General features: G+C 39.4%; 22 protein-coding genes and 1 pseudogene. 15 read left to right on the top strand and 8 right to left on the bottom strand.

From position 1 onward, the window contains the following. Positions 1-155: 155 nt before the first annotated feature. The 7 genes from AXF18_RS09080 (at position 156) to AXF18_RS09050 (ending at position 6,651) form a co-directional block, all read left to right on the top strand. Complete coding sequence (locus AXF18_RS09080; RefSeq protein ID WP_065371856.1) at positions 156-1,091, top strand: dihydroorotate oxidase; 936 nt, start codon at positions 156-158, stop codon at positions 1,089-1,091. Between the two features lie 33 nt (positions 1,092-1,124). Next, positions 1,125-2,162, top strand: coding sequence for a DNA polymerase III subunit delta (gene holA, locus AXF18_RS09075; protein ID WP_065371855.1), 1,038 nt, complete (start codon positions 1,125-1,127; stop codon positions 2,160-2,162). A gap of 69 nt (positions 2,163-2,231) precedes the next feature. Then, complete coding sequence (sodA, locus tag AXF18_RS09070; protein ID WP_000974728.1) at positions 2,232-2,837, top strand: superoxide dismutase SodA; 606 nt, start codon at positions 2,232-2,234, stop codon at positions 2,835-2,837. A 153-nt stretch (positions 2,838-2,990) separates the two neighbouring features. Next, positions 2,991-3,521 (top strand): YutD family protein, encoded by a 531-nt coding sequence (locus AXF18_RS09065; protein ID WP_065371854.1) that lies wholly within the window; start codon positions 2,991-2,993, stop codon positions 3,519-3,521. Between the two features lie 20 nt (positions 3,522-3,541). Beyond that, the gene (rlmN, locus tag AXF18_RS09060) at positions 3,542-4,627 is read left to right on the top strand and encodes a 23S rRNA (adenine(2503)-C(2))-methyltransferase RlmN (RefSeq protein ID WP_000804762.1); all 1,086 of its coding nucleotides are present in this window, start codon (positions 3,542-3,544) and stop codon (positions 4,625-4,627) included. 1 nt (position 4,628) lies between these two features. Further along, positions 4,629-5,108: a VanZ family protein gene (locus AXF18_RS09055; protein ID WP_065371853.1), complete on the top strand. Its 480-nt coding sequence runs from the start codon at positions 4,629-4,631 to the stop codon at positions 5,106-5,108. Position 5,109: 1 nt separating this feature from the next. Further along, the gene (locus tag AXF18_RS09050) at positions 5,110-6,651 is read left to right on the top strand and encodes an ABC-F family ATP-binding cassette domain-containing protein (protein WP_065371852.1); all 1,542 of its coding nucleotides are present in this window, start codon (positions 5,110-5,112) and stop codon (positions 6,649-6,651) included. Positions 6,652-6,693: 42 nt separating this feature from the next. On the opposite strand, the gene AXF18_RS09045 is transcribed toward AXF18_RS09050, so the two are convergent. The 6 genes and pseudogenes from AXF18_RS09045 to AXF18_RS10285 form a co-directional block, all read right to left on the bottom strand. Continuing rightward, positions 6,694-6,933 (bottom strand): zinc-ribbon domain-containing protein, encoded by a 240-nt coding sequence (locus AXF18_RS09045; protein WP_000600214.1) that lies wholly within the window; start codon positions 6,931-6,933, stop codon positions 6,694-6,696. A 27-nt stretch (positions 6,934-6,960) separates the two neighbouring features. Continuing rightward, positions 6,961-7,767, bottom strand: coding sequence for a peptidylprolyl isomerase (locus AXF18_RS09040; RefSeq protein WP_065371851.1), 807 nt, complete (start codon positions 7,765-7,767; stop codon positions 6,961-6,963). A 108-nt stretch (positions 7,768-7,875) separates the two neighbouring features. Beyond that, complete coding sequence (locus tag AXF18_RS10235; RefSeq protein ID WP_084437481.1) at positions 7,876-8,085, bottom strand: hypothetical protein; 210 nt, start codon at positions 8,083-8,085, stop codon at positions 7,876-7,878. Positions 8,086-8,225: 140 nt separating this feature from the next. Beyond that, positions 8,226-8,450 (bottom strand): helix-turn-helix transcriptional regulator, encoded by a 225-nt coding sequence (locus AXF18_RS09030; protein ID WP_065371849.1) that lies wholly within the window; start codon positions 8,448-8,450, stop codon positions 8,226-8,228. Positions 8,451-8,452: 2 nt separating this feature from the next. Continuing rightward, a complete protein-coding gene (locus tag AXF18_RS09025) occupies positions 8,453-9,049 on the bottom strand; it encodes a DUF3796 domain-containing protein (protein WP_065371848.1) in 597 nt (198 codons plus the stop codon). A gap of 576 nt (positions 9,050-9,625) precedes the next feature. Then, positions 9,626-9,857: pseudogene (locus AXF18_RS10285) on the bottom strand (hypothetical protein). Positions 9,858-10,034: 177 nt separating this feature from the next. Between AXF18_RS10285 and rpsP the strand changes: the two are divergent. The 7 genes from rpsP (at position 10,035) to AXF18_RS08990 (ending at position 13,434) form a co-directional block, all read left to right on the top strand. Next, entirely contained in the window at positions 10,035-10,307 is a 273-nt protein-coding gene (rpsP, locus tag AXF18_RS09020) for a 30S ribosomal protein S16 (RefSeq protein ID WP_049520696.1), read from the top strand. 19 nt (positions 10,308-10,326) lie between these two features. Then, positions 10,327-10,566, top strand: coding sequence for an RNA-binding protein KphA (gene kphA / locus AXF18_RS09015; RefSeq protein WP_000379617.1), 240 nt, complete (start codon positions 10,327-10,329; stop codon positions 10,564-10,566). A 41-nt stretch (positions 10,567-10,607) separates the two neighbouring features. Continuing rightward, positions 10,608-10,940: a MazG nucleotide pyrophosphohydrolase domain-containing protein gene (locus AXF18_RS09010; protein ID WP_061588263.1), complete on the top strand. Its 333-nt coding sequence runs from the start codon at positions 10,608-10,610 to the stop codon at positions 10,938-10,940. A 97-nt stretch (positions 10,941-11,037) separates the two neighbouring features. Further along, the gene (locus tag AXF18_RS09005) at positions 11,038-11,826 is read left to right on the top strand and encodes an alpha/beta hydrolase (RefSeq protein WP_061588262.1); all 789 of its coding nucleotides are present in this window, start codon (positions 11,038-11,040) and stop codon (positions 11,824-11,826) included. Positions 11,827-11,856: 30 nt separating this feature from the next. Beyond that, positions 11,857-12,375 (top strand): ribosome maturation factor RimM, encoded by a 519-nt coding sequence (gene rimM / locus AXF18_RS09000; protein ID WP_065371847.1) that lies wholly within the window; start codon positions 11,857-11,859, stop codon positions 12,373-12,375. Continuing rightward, entirely contained in the window at positions 12,365-13,084 is a 720-nt protein-coding gene (trmD, locus tag AXF18_RS08995) for a tRNA (guanosine(37)-N1)-methyltransferase TrmD (RefSeq protein WP_065371956.1), read from the top strand. The genes rimM and trmD overlap by 11 nt, the downstream gene beginning before the upstream one ends. A gap of 11 nt (positions 13,085-13,095) precedes the next feature. Then, the gene (locus AXF18_RS08990; RefSeq protein WP_001196045.1) at positions 13,096-13,434 is read left to right on the top strand and encodes an ATP cone domain-containing protein; all 339 of its coding nucleotides are present in this window, start codon (positions 13,096-13,098) and stop codon (positions 13,432-13,434) included. Between the two features lie 27 nt (positions 13,435-13,461). Here AXF18_RS08990 and AXF18_RS08985 read toward each other — a convergent pair whose 3' ends face one another. Then, positions 13,462-13,782, bottom strand: coding sequence for a hypothetical protein (locus AXF18_RS08985; protein WP_001250030.1), 321 nt, complete (start codon positions 13,780-13,782; stop codon positions 13,462-13,464). Positions 13,783-13,885: 103 nt separating this feature from the next. Here AXF18_RS08985 and AXF18_RS08980 point away from each other — a divergent pair, with 103 nt between their 5' ends. After that, on the top strand, positions 13,886-14,104 hold the full coding sequence (locus AXF18_RS08980; RefSeq protein ID WP_000807419.1) for a YdbC family protein: 219 nt from the start codon (positions 13,886-13,888) through the stop codon (positions 14,102-14,104). A gap of 33 nt (positions 14,105-14,137) precedes the next feature. On the opposite strand, the gene AXF18_RS08975 is transcribed toward AXF18_RS08980, so the two are convergent. Next, entirely contained in the window at positions 14,138-14,695 is a 558-nt protein-coding gene (locus tag AXF18_RS08975) for a TetR/AcrR family transcriptional regulator (protein WP_065371846.1), read from the bottom strand. Between the last annotated feature and the right edge of the window lie 255 nt (positions 14,696-14,950).

The raw sequence follows: 14,950 nt of genomic DNA, 5'->3' as shown, positions 1-14,950 counted from the left end.
CGAAAATTTTCTAAAAATTCTTTCAATTTACATTCGGTCAATACTAAGAGCATTATCAAAAAACGAACGTTTTCTCTAGAAATAACTTTCTCAAAGAGAAAATCTTAAAGTATGGTATAATATTAGAAATAAAAGGAATCTGGAGGATCAGAATCATGGTATCAACGAAAACACAAATAGCTGGCTTTGCGTTTGACAATTGCTTGATGAATGCAGCGGGTGTGGCTTGTATGACGATAGAAGAGCTTGAAGGGGTCAAAAACTCAGCAGCAGGAACATTTGTCACGAAGACAGCGACCTTGGACTTTCGTCAGGGCAATCCTGAGCCACGTTATCAGGATGTTCCACTTGGTTCTATCAACTCTATGGGCTTGCCAAATAATGGCTTAGACTACTATCTGGACTATCTTTTAGACTTGCAGGAAAAAGAGCCAAACCGAACTTTCTTTCTGTCTTTAGTTGGCATGTCTCCAGAAGAAACACATACCATCTTGAAAAAAGTTCAAGAGAGTGAATTCAAAGGACTGACAGAGCTTAATCTCTCTTGTCCAAATGTTCCAGGAAAACCTCAGATTGCCTATGATTTTGAGACAACGGACCGTATCTTGGCAGAAGTATTTGCCTACTTTACCAAACCTCTTGGGATTAAATTACCACCTTATTTTGATATTGCCCACTTTGACCAAGCGGCTGCTATTTTCAACAAGTATCCACTCAAGTTTGTCAACTGTGTCAACTCTATCGGGAACGGCCTTTATATAGAAGGCGAGTCGGTCGTTATTCGTCCTAAGAATGGTTTTGGTGGGATTGGAGGAGAGTATATCAAGCCGACTGCTCTTGCTAATGTGCACGCCTTTTTCCAACGTTTAAATCCTCAAATCCAAATCATCGGAACGGGTGGCGTTCTGAACGGTCGTGATGCCTTTGAACACATCCTCTGTGGAGCTAGTATGGTACAGGTCGGAACCACCCTTCACAAGGAAGGCGTCGGTGCTTTTGAGCGTATTACCAATGAACTAAAAGCAATCATGGAGGAAAAAGGATACGAGAGCCTAGAAGATTTCCGTGGGAAATTGCGCTATATTGACTAAATGAAATAGAAAAACAAGAAGAAAGGAGAGAAGATGCTAGCCATAGAAGAGAGTCAAAAGGTATCTCTATCAAACTTATCTAGCTTGACCTTATTTACAGGTTCGGACCAAGGTCAGTTTGAAGTTATGAAGGATCAGGTGCTGAAACAGATCGGCTATGATCCAGCCGACCTTAATTTTTCCTACTTTGACATGAAAGAAGTAGCCTATAAGGATTTAGAACTGGAGCTGGTCAGTCTTCCTTTCTTTGCGGATGAAAAAATCGTGATATTAGACCATTTTGTCGATATCACAACAGCCAAGAAACGTTCTTTAACAGATGATGAGCTCAAGTCATTTGAGGAATACCTTGATAACCCTTCGCCAACAACCAAGTTGTTTATTTTTGCTGAAGGAAAGTTAGATAGTAAAAGACGGCTGGTCAAATTGCTCAAACGAGATGCGACTGTATTTGATGCTATTGAACCCAAGGAACAAGAACTCCGCCAGTATTTCCAAAAATGGAGTCAGACACAAGGTCTGCAGTTTGTGGGGCAATCCTTTGAAAATCTACTTCTCAAATCTGGTTTTCAATTTAGTGAAATCCAGAAAAATCTCCTCTTTTTGCAGTCTTATAAGTCAGACGGCGTGATTGAGGAGAAGGATATTGTCGAGGCTATTCCAAAGACTCTGCAGGACAATATTTTTGATTTGACTCAGTTTATTTTAGCTAAGAAGATTGACCTGGCCCGTGACCTGGTTAGAGACTTGACTTTGCAAGGGGAGGATGAAATCAAGCTCATAGCTGTCATGTTAGGACAGTTTCGTACCTTTACCCAAGTGAAGATTTTATCAGAAGCTGGTCAGACGGAATCGCAGATCGCAAGCAGTATGGGAACTTACTTGGGGCGCAACCCTAATCCTTATCAAATCAAGTTTGCATTGAGAGATTCGAGAGGGATTTCCTTAGATTTTCTCAAGCGAGCGATTTCTTATTTGATTGAAACAGACTACCAGATTAAGACAGGTGTCTATGAAAAAGGGTACCTGTTTGAAAAGGCACTTTTGCAGATCGAGGCAGAAGCAAATTGAGCAAAAAACTTGAAAAAAGAGGATGATTGCGTTATCATTTTCATATAGAAAGAAAAAGAGGTATTACAGATGGCTATTATCTTACCAGACCTTCCATACGCATACGACGCTTTGGAACCATACATCGATGCAGAAACAATGCACTTGCACCATGACAAACACCATCAAACTTATGTCAACAATGCCAATGCTGCTCTTGAAAAACACCCTGAAATTGGTGAAGACCTTGAAGCCTTGCTTGCTGATGTAGACTCTATCCCAGCTGATATCCGTCAAGCACTTATCAACAATGGTGGTGGACACTTGAACCACGCTCTTTTCTGGGAATTGATGACTCCTGAAAAAACTGCTCCTTCAGCAGAACTTGCAGCAGCAATCGATGCAACATTTGGTTCATTTGAAGAGTTCCAAGCAGCCTTTACAGCAGCAGCTACAACTCGCTTCGGTTCTGGATGGGCTTGGTTGGTTGTCAACAAAGAAGGAAAACTTGAAGTAACTTCAACAGCAAACCAAGACACACCAATCTCAGAAGGTAAAAAACCAATCTTGGGCTTGGACGTTTGGGAACATGCTTACTACGTGAAATACCGCAATGTACGTCCTGACTACATCAAAGCTTTCTTCTCAGTTATCAACTGGAACAAAGTAGACGAGCTCTACGCAGCAGCAAAATAATGAATAGGAAGGGAAGAGTTATTCTTCTCTTTTTGCTTTATAAGGCAGGAGTCTGACAAAATCGTCAGACTTTTTTCATTTTTATGAGAAACGTGCTAACTGCTAGAAATTATGGTAAAATAGAGTGTTAAGTAATCGTGGAAAAGGAAGACTATGCGTAAAGAAATTGCACCTGAATTATACAACTATAACAAGTTTCCTGGCCCAGAATTTCATATGAATGGGGATAAGGTTGAGACTGAAGGAATCGCTTTTACCTTGGTTGAAAATATCAAGGATGCTTTCGATGTGACAGTCTTTAATCAACGCTTCTCAGAAGTGTTGACCAAATTTGATTATGTCGTGGGGGACTGGAGCAATGAGCAGCTCCGTCTACGTGGCTTTTACAAAGACGACCGAACAGAGGAAAAAATTGAAAAAATCAGCCGCTTACAGGATTATCTTTTAGAGTATTGTAGTTATGGTTGTGCCTATTTTGTCCTAGAAAACCAAGCACCGAAACGGGCTTCATTTGACAAAAAATTGCGTAAAAAGGATGAGGAAAACCTTCCTAGAAGAGGCAAGAAACCTTCGCAAAATAAGAGAAAACCAAATGCCGATAAGCGAAATAGACGTCGTCATAAGGACCAAAAGTCTCAGAAAGAGGACAAGGGACAGCGCCATTTTGTCATTCGTCAGAAATAGATAGAGAATAAGGAGAAGAGATGAAACCGTCTATTTATAGTTTAACACGTCAAACCATGCAAGAATGGGTATTAGAACAAGGGGAAAAGAAATTCCGAGCAGATCAAATCTGGGAATGGCTTTACCGTAAACGTGTCCAGTCATTTGAAGAAATGACCAACCTTTCCAAGGATTTGATTGCTAAGCTCAATGACCAGTTTGTGGTCAATCCTTTGAAACAAAGGATTGTACAAGAGTCAGCTGACGGTACTGTTAAGTATCTTTTCGAGTTGCCAGATGGCATGTTGATTGAGACAGTACTCATGCGTCAACACTACGGTTTGTCAGTCTGTGTGACCACTCAGGTCGGTTGTAATATTGGTTGTACCTTCTGTGCGTCAGGCTTGATCAAGAAGCAACGTGATCTTAATAACGGGGAAATCGTAGCGCAGATCATGCTAGTTCAGAAATACTTTGATGAACGTGGCCAGGATGAACGTGTCAGCCATATCGTTGTTATGGGAATTGGTGAACCATTTGATAATTACAACAATGTTTTGAATTTTGTCCGTACTATCAATGATGACAAGGGGATGGCTATCGGTGCTCGTCACATCACTGTTTCAACTTCAGGTTTGGCCCATAAAATTCGTGACTTTGCTAATGAAGGCGTACAGGTCAATCTGGCTGTGTCTCTTCACGCACCAAACAATGAATTGCGTTCAAGCATCATGAAGATTAACCGTGCCTTTCCGATTGAAAAGCTCTTTGCAGCTATTGAGTACTATATCGAAACAACCAATCGCCGTGTGACCTTTGAATATATCATGCTCAATGAAGTCAACGATGGTGTAGAACAAGCCTTGGAATTGGCTGAATTGCTCAAAAATATCAAGAAATTGTCATATGTCAACTTGATTCCCTATAACCCTGTTAGTGAGCATGACCAATATAGCCGTAGTCCTAAAGAGCGCGTGATGGCCTTCTACGATACCCTCAAGAAAAAAGGGGTCAACTGTGTTGTCCGTCAAGAGCATGGTACAGATATTGATGCAGCTTGTGGACAATTACGCTCCAATACAATGAAACGTGATCGCCAGAAGGCAGTCGCAGCGGTAAATCCATAAAATGACTAGAAAAAGAGAATTAATCTTAAGATTGGGAGTGGCTGTCTACAGCCTTTGCATTGTCTGTTTTTGCTTCACTCCGCAGCCTCAACTTCCTACAGGAGTGGAAACTCCAGGTATTCAAACTTTTGGACGCCTGGTTTTTCTTTTAACTCCCTTAAACTCCCTTTGGAATCTAGGTGAAGTGACCAGTTTGGGACAAGTCATTTGGATCTTTTTGCAGAATATTTTAAATGTCTTCTTGCTCTTCCCTATGGTCTTTCAACTCATCTATCTCTGTCCAAACCTGCGGCAAACGAAAAAAATCCTCCTTCTCAGCTTTCTTCTGAGTCTAGGAATTGAGTGCACGCAATTGGTTTTAGATTTTTTCTTTGATTTTAATCGCGTCTTTGAGATTGATGATTTGTGGACCAATACCTTGGGAGGCTATCTGGCTTGGCTCCTCTATAAAGGACTGCATAAAAACAAGATGAGGAATTAGAATGAGTATTTTAGAAGTTAAAAATTTGAGTCACGGTTTTGGTGACCGTGCAATTTTTGAAGATGTGTCTTTCCGTCTCCTAAAGGGAGAACATATCGGTCTAGTTGGTGCTAACGGTGAAGGGAAATCAACCTTTATGAGTATTGTGACTGGTAAGATGTTACCTGACGAAGGGAAAGTGGAGTGGTCTAAGTATGTGACTGCTGGCTATCTGGATCAGCATGCTGTGCAAAAGGAAGGTCAAACTGTGCGTGATGTCTTGCGGACAGCCTTTGATGAACTATTTAAAGCAGAAACTCGTATCAATGAGCTCTATATGGAAATGGCCGAAGACGGAGCGGATATTGATGCACTCATGGAAGAAGTTGGTGAACTCCAAGATCGTTTGGAAAGTCGAGATTTCTATACTTTGGATGCTAAGATTGATGAAGTAGCGCGTGCTCTCGGTGTCATGGACTTTGGCATGGATACGGATGTAACAGCCTTATCAGGTGGACAAAGAACCAAGGTGCTTTTGGCTAAACTCCTCCTTGAAAAGCCAGATATTTTGCTGCTTGACGAGCCAACCAACTACTTGGATGCTGAACACATTGACTGGCTCAAGCGTTATCTCCAAAACTATGAGAATGCCTTTGTCCTTATTTCGCATGATATTCCTTTCCTAAACGATGTAATCAATATCGTTTACCATGTGGAAAATCAACAGTTGACGCGTTACTCTGGTGACTACTACCAGTTCCAAGAAGTCTATGCCATGAAGAAATCTCAGTTGGAAGCAGCCTACGAACGTCAGCAGAAAGAGATAGCGGACCTCAAGGATTTCGTAGCCCGCAATAAAGCCCGTGTCGCAACTCGAAACATGGCCATGTCCCGTCAAAAGAAACTCGACAAGATGGATATCATTGAACTGCAAAGTGAGAAGCCAAAACCATCCTTTGATTTCAAACCAGCTCGTACGCCAGGGCGCTTTATATTCCAAGCCAAGGACTTGCAGATTGGTTATGACCGTCCACTTACCAAACCCTTAAATCTCACCTTTGAACGCAATCAAAAGGTTGCCATTATTGGAGCCAATGGTATCGGGAAAACAACTCTCTTGAAGTCTCTCTTGGGTATTATCCCACCAATCGCTGGAGAAGTCGAACGAGGTGACTACCTAGAACTTGGTTACTTTGAACAGGAAGTAGAAGGTGGAAATCGTCAAACACCACTAGAGGCCGTCTGGAATGCCTTTCCTGCACTTAACCAAGCAGAGGTCCGTGCAGCCCTTGCTCGTTGTGGTTTGACAACCAAGCACATCGAAAGCCAAATTCAGGTCTTGTCAGGTGGGGAACAGGCCAAGGTGCGTTTCTGTCTCTTGATGAATCGTGAAAACAACGTCTTAGTACTGGACGAGCCGACCAACCACTTGGATGTGGATGCCAAGGAAGAACTCAAACGGGCGCTTAAAGAATACAAAGGAAGCATTCTTATGGTTTGCCACGAACCAGACTTTTATGAAGGCTGGATGGACCAAATCTGGGACTTTAACAAGCTAACTTAAAAGCAGTAAAAAAGCCAAGTTGAAATGACTTGGCTTTTTTGACTAGTAATTTAAATAGTTTTCAACTTCAGATTTCTCAATTTCTTTACCGTAGTGGCAAATCGGACAAGAAACGAAGTAACTTTTACCATAAGGAAAAAGTGGAATCCAGTAGAGGGTGAACTTGCGCCCAGTTTCTACGATCTCCCAAGTGTCGACATTGTTACAGTGACCACATTCGATCGCAGTTTGCGTATGTCCCAAATCTTTCTGATAACCTTTAGAACCCCAAAATAAAATCATGTCATTATCTCCTTATCTGTTGATGGCTTATTTTTTGCTGAAGTCGTAGTCTTTCATCACTTCGATACTATCAATGGTGATAGCAGACGTTGGTTTGTCTTTCTCATCTTTTTCAGCTTTGGCAATCTTGTCAACAACATCCATGCCATCGATGACTTGACCAAAGACAGGGTGTTTGCCGTCTAGACTTGGATTTCCACCTTCTTTATAGGCTTCGATGATTTTCTTTGGATACTTGCTGGTAGGGAGTTTAGCTGAAATATCTGTTGAGTTTTGGTTGATGAAGAACTGGCTACCGTTGGTGTTTGGTTGACCAGTATTAGCCATAGCAAGGGCTCCTCGGATATTGTATAGGTAAGGAGAGATTTCATTTTTGAAACCAGTTCCCTTGTCCTTTGTTTTATCCTTATCATGCCAGATAGATTGGCCCCCTGTACCATCTCCCTTAGGATCTCCAGTTTGGACCATAAAGCCATCGATGATACGGTGGAAGGTGATGCCGTTATAATAGCCTTCCTTAGCGTGAGTAAGGAAGTTTTCAACTGCTAGTGGTGCTAGTTTTGGAAAGAGTTTGATGCGGATATCGCCTTGATTTGTGTGTAAAATGACCTCGGCTTCATCTTCGGCAACTTCCTTAGAAAGTTGAGGGAAGTTGGCATTGTCATTGGTCAAAGCGTCATTCAAATCTTTGGCAGCCTGAGCAGCTGCTTTTGAGCTTTCTTCAGCTGAGATGCTAGAGTCGACATACTCATCACCATGGAGACCACGTTGGATACTAGTACATCCAGCAAGGGATACCGTTGATAGTAAAAGAAGGGTTGCTAGTTTTTTCATTGTTAACCTCTCAAAAATTCATTTCTACCATTGTACCTTAAAAGGAGTTTGATTTCAAATGTAAAAGATAAGGCAAGTTTTCAGAAAATAAATCTTCAGACTGCTTGTTTAGAGATTTTTCTTTGGATGACGGTCGATAATTTCCTGATATTGTTCCAGTATCTGCTCTCCCTTTGGAGTCAATTTGTAGCATCGAATCGAAAAGTGACTAGCTAATTCCTCTTCTGATAAGTTTTCATGAAGAGTTTGAACAAGATCAGCCGCTTTCATCTTAGAAAGTCCTGTAACTCCCTTACTTTTGAGGATATTCTTTTTCATTGTAGCATTCAGATGGTCGAGTGAATCGAAGGCGGTTTCGATAATAGTATAGCCTTTTTCTACCAGACTGCTTAGATGTTTTGGTGCATTAATGCCATAAGTGTACTCGAAATATTTAGGAAACCAGGTCTCGAAAAGAATTATGCTTCCTCTTTTTTTCTGAGTTCAAAGAGGTCTTCTACTTTAAGATTAAAAACTTGAGCAATTTTAAGAGCCATTTCCAGCGAAGGATTGTAACGGTTATTTTCCAAGTGCAGAATTGTCTCGCGTCGCATTCCGATGAGGTCGGCTAACTCCTGCTGGGTCATGCCTGTGGACTCACGAACAGATTTGAGATTAGTAATAATCTTGCTTTCTTTGGCCATGCTTATCCTCTACGTTCCAAAATAAGATAGGCAACCGCAAAGATGCAAATCAAGGCAGCTATGCTAATAAAGATCTGGCCCATGTAAAGAGTGAGAGACCCCATATACCCAATGATAACTGCTAGGATCATCAGTGCACCTAGTATAAAAACAAACATCAAGCTAGCTGTTTTTGCTAAATTAGCATAAAAGCGTTCGTCTGGAGTTTCCTTGACATTTCTCAAAGAGAAAGAACCAAATACAATCACTTCAATAACGAGGCCAATTCCTAAAATCCATTCTTTAATACCAGAACTTTCGCTTGGGGTCGCAACCCAAATTCCTACTGTATAAAAAATGCTTGCTGCAAACAAAAGTATCGTGTAAAGCTTAGCAGACAAGTCAAAAATAATCTTTCCCTTACCTTTCTGACTCTTATGGGGCAGTGGTTTCATATGTAGCCAGCCCCAAATAGCTACAATCTGACCTAACACTGAAATACCAGCAATAACTAACTTGGTTCCCCAACTAAGATTAGAACCAAATAAAACAGTAAAATCAATAAAGAGAGCTACGGCAATCATTGCAATGAGGCCACGCATTTTTTTACTTTTTTTCATGATAGACTCCTTTTTTGTGTTATAAATATATCACACTTAAATTTAGAAAGCAAGAATTTATGTGTCAATGAGGCAATTATTTGAAAAAATTTTTTAATTAAAGACCTTGCTAGTTAAACAACTAAAGAATTCTTTGAAGCAATGCATCGGATTTGGTTTGGATAGTTTCGTTAATAATATTTGATGATAAAGAATTTTTGGAAAATCTAGATACTGTATGAATCTCTACTTTTTTTAGACTGTTATTAAGTCTGTCAGAATAAGCATTGTAGGTGCAGAAATTAATTTTTACAGAACTAAATTATTCCCCTATTTAGAATCTATTAATTCATATTTTATAAATTAATTAGTAGATATTGTTCTTAAAATCCTTGATATTTCGCTGTTTTAGTTCAATTGAAATCTATACTTTCCAAACCAAGTCTTAAGAAAGCTCGCAAAGCTAGCCAGTTCTCTAAACGTTAAGAACTAGCTACAATACAGCATTTACAACACTTCATATATCACACCATTCAATTAAAAGTTATTCAAATTAGATGAAAATTTATTTTCTGAAAAATCGGGAAAACGTTGATTTTAAGTGGATTTTGAAATATATTCAAATTGGAGTTTTAAAAACCAGCTTTCGGTGGTAAAAATACCAAAGTTGATTCTCCAAAGGAGGATAATATCACCTGCCAGAAGATTGTCTTCTATTTCATTTTGGGACAAACTTGGGATTTAGTAGCGAAGTCTCGATATCATGATCAGGAGAGATGTAAGGCTTAACCTGATGGTCTTTGTAAATGTTCTCTAGACTAGTATTCATAAAGTTTCTCTTTCTAATTTATCCCTATTAATCTAATAAATTTCTAAAAAAATAAAAATTTTAAACTCTGTCAAGTTTTTTTCTTGACACCTGTCAGAAATCTGCTATAATAGAACATGTGCTAAATAGCTCAGCTATTTCACCGAAATAAAAAAATAAGAAAAGAGACATTAAAAAATGGCAGTTAAAATCCGTTTGACTCGTATGGGTTCTAAGAAAAAACCTTTCTACCGTATCAACGTAGCAGACTCACGTTCACCACGTGACGGACGTTTCATCGAAACAGTTGGGACTTACAACCCACTTGTTGCTGAAAACCAAGTAACTTTGAAAGAAGACCGCATTCTTGCATGGTTGGCTGATGGAGCTCAACCTTCAGATACAGTTCGCAACATCCTTTCAAAAGAAGGTGTATTGAAAAAATTCCACGATTCTAAATTCTCAAAATAAGTTTAAAGTAGGTTGACAGATGGATACGATTGAAAATCTCATTATTGCGATTGTGAAACCTTTGATTTCACAACCTGATGCCTTAACTATCAAGATTGAAGACACACCAGAGTTTTTGGAGTATCACTTGGATCTTGACCAAAGCGATGTCGGTCGTGTTATCGGTCGTAAGGGTCGCACTATCTCAGCGATAAGAACGATTGTCTACTCTGTCCCAACTGAAGACAAGAAAGTAAGAATCGTTATCGATGAAAAATAAAAAAGCGGGACAGATGTCTCGCTTTTTTTGTTGAGGAGAAGATGAAGGATTTAACCTTTAGACAATTACAAGCTTACTTACTCGAACATTACCAGCAATCTCGAACTGAGGAAGGCCTCTTTATCAAGCTAGTGGAGGAAGTCGGAGAAGTAGCCGAGGTCTTGAATGGGCGCTCTGGTCGAAAAGAGGGCGTCCAGGACTCAAATGAGGAACTTGCCAAAGAACTAGCTGATATTATTCACTACACGGTCGCTATTGCGGCTATCAACGATATTGACCTAACCAAAACCATCTTTGACAAAGATAAAAAAGCGGCCATTAAGTACCAACATGAAAGAGATTTGGAGAGTTTTTTGAAGGGGAAGGAGAGTTGATGTCCTCTTTCTCCAACTTGTGAAAATCCTTGGAACGTGATAAAATAAAGGATAAGGATTTTTAATAATTCATTATATAGAATGAGTGGATTTCTTTATGAAGAGGATTGATGTGTCTACGAAAATTGGCAGTCTCTCTGTTACTTATCAAAAGCAAAAGAAAGTGCTAGTTTGTCTAAATGGAGCAGGTTTGCTACCAAGTTATGAAAATTTTTCACTTATACTTGAAAAACTTCCTCCCACAATTGGTTATTTGACAATTGATTTTCCAAACACAGGTAGAAGTCCGATTCATGACCAAGCTGGAAAAAAGCTGGATAATCTTGTAGACGCAGTTTATGAAGTACTTGAAGAATTGGCGATTTCTGAATATATACTTTGTGTACATAGTTTGAGTGGAATTTTAGCTTGCAAATTGCTCAACAAGCCAATTAAGTGTCAAGCTTTAGTAGCGATTGAACCGACAACTAAAAAAGTCATATTTGCTGATTTTTCAGAAACTCCTTATCCAGGAATGGAAGAGCAGATGAGGTTGATTGACGAGTATGGTCCTGAACTTTATTTGAAGAATTTAACTCAAGCAATATTTAGCCCTGAAACGAATAAAGAAATCTGGGAAATAATACAAGAAAAAAGCTTAGAGTTGGAAAAGCAAAATCCAGGATTTCAGATATCTGGAGAGATTACTGAGGAAGATTTTGAGGATGTATCAATAGCAGATTGTATCCCTGTATTTATTTTCTGTCAGGCTTATAGAGAAAAAGAGTACAGAGAATCAGAATATTGGACTTCCAATACTAAACTCATTTTAGGAGGAAATCACCATTATTTACAATGGTCAGAATCAAAAAAGATTGCGGCTATTATTCGAGAATTGTCAGAATAAGATGGAAAGAAGGAGAGTACAGGAGACAAGATGAACTACTTTAATGTTGGAAAAATCGTTAATACGCAGGGTTTACAGGGTGAGATGCGTGTCTTGTCTGTGACGGATTTTGCTGAGGAACGGTTTAAAAAGGGGGCAGAGCTGGCTTTATTTGATGAAAAAGATCAGTTTGTCCAAACAGTGACCATCGCAAGTCACCGTAAGCAGAAGAACTTTGACATTATCAAGTTCAAAGATATGTACCATATCAATGCGATTGAAAAGTACAAGGGTTATAGTCTCAAGGTCGCTGAGGAAGATTTGAACGATTTAGATGATGGTGAATTCTATTATCACGAGATTATCGGTTTGGAAGTTTACGAGGGTGATAACTTGATTGGAACCATCAAGGAAATTCTGCAACCAGGAGCCAATGATGTCTGGGTGGTAAAGCGAAAAGGTAAGCGAGATTTGCTTTTACCTTACATTCCGCCAGTAGTTCTCAATGTTGATATTCTAAACAAGCGGGTCGAAGTGGAAATCTTAGAAGGGTTAGATGATGAAGATTGATATTTTAACCCTCTTTCCGGAGATGTTTTCTCCGCTGGAGCACTCGATTGTTGGGAAGGCTCGAGAAAAAGGGCTCTTGGATATCCAGTACCATAATTTCAGAGAATACGCTGAAAAAGCCCGTCATGTTGACGATGAGCCCTACGGAGGCGGTCAAGGAATGTTGCTCCGTGCCCAACCTATTTTCGATGCCTTTGATGCCATTGAAAAGAATAATCCCCGCGTCATTCTTCTCGATCCTGCTGGGAAACAATTCGATCAAGCTTACGCTGAGGCTTTGGCTCAAGAAGAGGAACTGATCTTTATCTGTGGTCACTATGAAGGGTATGACGAGCGCATCAAGACCTTGGTAACCGATGAAATTTCTCTAGGAGACTATGTTTTGACTGGAGGAGAATTGGCGGCCATGACCATGATTGATGCGACCGTTCGCCTGATACCAGAAGTGATTGGTAAGGAGTCTAGCCACCAGGATGATAGCTTTTCTTCAGGTCTTCTCGAATATCCTCAGTATACACGCCCTTATGACTATCGAGGCATGGTCGTGCCAGATGTGCTCATGAGTGGGCACCATGAAAAGATTCGCCAGTGGCGACTGTATGAGAGTCTAAAGAAAACCTACAAGCGCAGACCTGACCTGCTAGAAAACTATCAACTGACAGCCGAAGAAGAAAAGATGTTGGCCGAAATCAAAGAAAACAAAGAATAAAGGAGAACCTTATGCAAGTAATCAAACGTAATGGAGAAATTGCTGAATTTGATCCAGATAAAATTTACCAAGCTGTCCTAAAAGCAGCTCAAACAGTTTATGTTTTGACCGATGACCTGCGTCAAAACCTAGCGCAAGTTACTAAAAAAGTCGTTTTGGACTTGGAAGAAGCAAAAGTGGAACGTGCGACTATCAGCATGATCCAATCAATGGTCGAGCACCGCTTACTTGGAGCTGGTTACATTACCATTGCAGAACACTATATCTCTTATCGCTTGCAACGCGATTTGGAGAGAAGTGGTTATGGCGACCATATCGCAGTTCACCTTCATTTTGAACAAATCCGTTAAGAAAAAGAGTGGGATGCAAAGAACATCTCACTCTTTCTTAAATAGACTTTTCTGAGCTTTTTGTACAGTTGAGGGAACAAAACGAAGTCGTTTAATATCACTGATACGAATGATTCGAGTTACGTTTTTTGAAAAATTTTTGACGATAATTTGTTGGCGATTAGCATCGTGTTTAACAATATCACCCGTAAAACTTGTCTCAGCAAGTATAACATGAACAGCCGTCTTTTTCTGGATGGCTTGTTCAATCATAGCAGTGAGGGAGTTATCCTCGATTTGAGGATGATCATCATTCCCATTGAGAAAACCATGTAGTTTATCTAGAACTAGTTTGAATGTCTGTCTCATAGAGTCCTCCCTTCTTATATATCCACATTATATAAAATTTTCCTAAAAACCACAAGATTTTTACGAATAGACTATAGAAAGCATATCACATAAAGGAGTTAAAATGGCAGAATTTACATTTGAGATTGAAGAACACTTGCTCACCTTGTCTGAAAATGACAAAGGATGGACAAAAGAACTAAATCGCGTTAGCTTTAATGGTGCCCCTGCAAAGTTTGATATTCGTTCTTGGAGTCCTGACCATACCAAAATGGGCAAAGGAATCACGCTTTCCAATGAAGAATTTCAGGTAATGGTCGATGCCTTTAAAGGGGGACAATAAAAAGAATCTTGAGTAGAACTCAAGATTCTTTTTTTAGGACACAATATAGTCACAGAGAGAAGTCTTAGCCAATTGAATGAAAGTCTCTCTATACTCTTCAGGTGGCATTGGATTATCTTTACGAATCCAGACTTCAATAAAAGAGATGGCCATGGTCGTAATGATATAAGCGATGTCCTCTTTATTAAAATTATATTTCAGTTGGTAATTGACATTCTTTAGTACCCACTCTGAGTATGTTCCACGCAGAAATTCCTTCCAACATGGGTCGACTTGTGTGGTATACAAGGTGTTAATAACTTCCCTTTTTTCGTATATGAGAGGAAGTATATGGTCTGCTAAAAAGCTGATAGGATCTCCATCATTGCTAGGGCAGAACTTATTAAAGACGTTAAAAATGTGCTGATTGGTCTCTTCGTAAATGTATTCGATAATATCTTCAAAGTTGTTAAAATGCTTTTGATAAATCGCTTGTCGTGAAATACCAGCTTCAGCAGCAATTTCAGTCATTGTAAAGGAACTACGCTGAGGATTTTTCTTAGCTAGTGTGATGAGAGCTCTAATGATTAGCTCACGAGTATTCTTTGCCATAGAATTACCTTTCTTCTTATAATTATTTACAGTTATTTTTGAATGAAGAAAAATCAGAATGTTCAAGTTAATATAAACAATCAATGAACATTAAATTTTCTGAATCTTTTAGGTAGCTCTATTGTATCACAAATAATTTATAAAATATAGCTCAATCATTGAAAATGCGTTTTCTGAAAAGTATACAATTGCTAAGCATCCAAAATCAATGGAAGCTTATTTGGTTTGAATCAATTAGAATACTTTTCTACTTTG

This window comes from Streptococcus sp. oral taxon 064, assembly GCF_001683375.1.
Lineage (GTDB): Bacteria > Bacillota > Bacilli > Lactobacillales > Streptococcaceae > Streptococcus > Streptococcus oralis_S.
This window is presented reverse-complemented; position numbering and strand designations above follow the sequence as displayed.